We start from the raw sequence: 1,017 nt of genomic DNA, 5'->3' as shown, positions 1-1,017 counted from the left end.
GGAGTTAGCCATGAAAGAACTGCCCAATCCCACCTTTGCATTGTCGCCAGTCGCAATGCCACGGGGGTCACTTCATCAAAGCGGTCATGCTGTCATTCCCGCCGTTGTTCAAAGGCCTGCCGTGGGGAAAATCACGGTCAGCTGGGCCCGGCACCAGGACGAGGTCCGGCAGGCACAGCGCCTGAGGTACCAGGTCTTTGCGCTCGAAATGGGCGCGAACCTCTCGAAGACGTTGCCAGGCCACGATGTGGACCTGTTTGACGACTATTGCGAACACCTGCTGGTGCGCGATGCCGACAGCCAGGAAGTCATAGGTACCTACCGTGTGCTGACGCCCACCCAGGCAAAGCGCGTGGGCAGTACCTACAGCGACACCGAGTTCGACCTGACCCGCCTGCGCTCCCTGCGTGAGCGCATGGTCGAGCTGGGCCGCAGCTGCGTGCATGCCGACCACCGCCACGGCGGCGTCATCCTGGCGCTGTGGGGTGCGCTGGCTGAGTTCATGGTCCGCAACCAGCTGGACACGATGATCGGCTGCGCCAGCATCCCGATGCAGCACAACGGTGTGTCCAGCGGGCATGCGGCCGCCAGCATTTGGCGCCAGGTGCGCCAAACGCATCTGGCACCCATTGAATACCGCGTGACGCCGCGCCTGGCGCTGCCGGTGGAAAAGCTGGACGACACGCTGGACGTGGAGCCGCCCGCGCTGATCAAGGGCTATTTGCGTCTGGGTGCCAAGGTGCTGGGCGCACCGGCCTGGGACCCGGACTTCAATTCGGCCGACCTGCCCATGATGATGCGCATCGCCGACCTGCCGCCGCGCTACCTCAAGCATTTTTCCGGCAGGCCTGTGTCGGGCAGCCCTTCGGAGGCCTGATGCGCAGCATGTTTGACGCCATGGGCGCGCTGGGCAATGGCTTAGTCGCGAACAACGACGATCGTGATGGCGATGACGACGACTCGCTGCGCAAGCGCTATCGCACCATCTTCATTTCCGACATCCACCTGGGCACACCC

At 63.7% G+C, this 1,017-nt stretch carries 1 protein-coding gene; it reads left to right on the top strand.

From position 1 onward, the window contains the following. Positions 1–10: 10 nt before the first annotated feature. Positions 11–877, top strand: a complete 867-nt coding sequence (locus AC1D1P_RS24285; protein ID WP_477674785.1) for a GNAT family N-acetyltransferase — start codon at positions 11–13, stop codon at positions 875–877. The last annotated feature ends 140 nt before the right edge of the window (positions 878–1,017 follow it).

This window comes from Polaromonas sp. P1_E1_2, from assembly GCF_056406035.1.
This window is presented reverse-complemented; position numbering and strand designations above follow the sequence as displayed.

Excerpts from the sequence above, each read along its gene's own strand:
- AC1D1P_RS24285 (WP_477674785.1), top strand. The coding sequence starts at position 11 with ATGAAAGAACTGCCCAATCCCACCTTTGCATTGTCGCCAGTCGCAATG.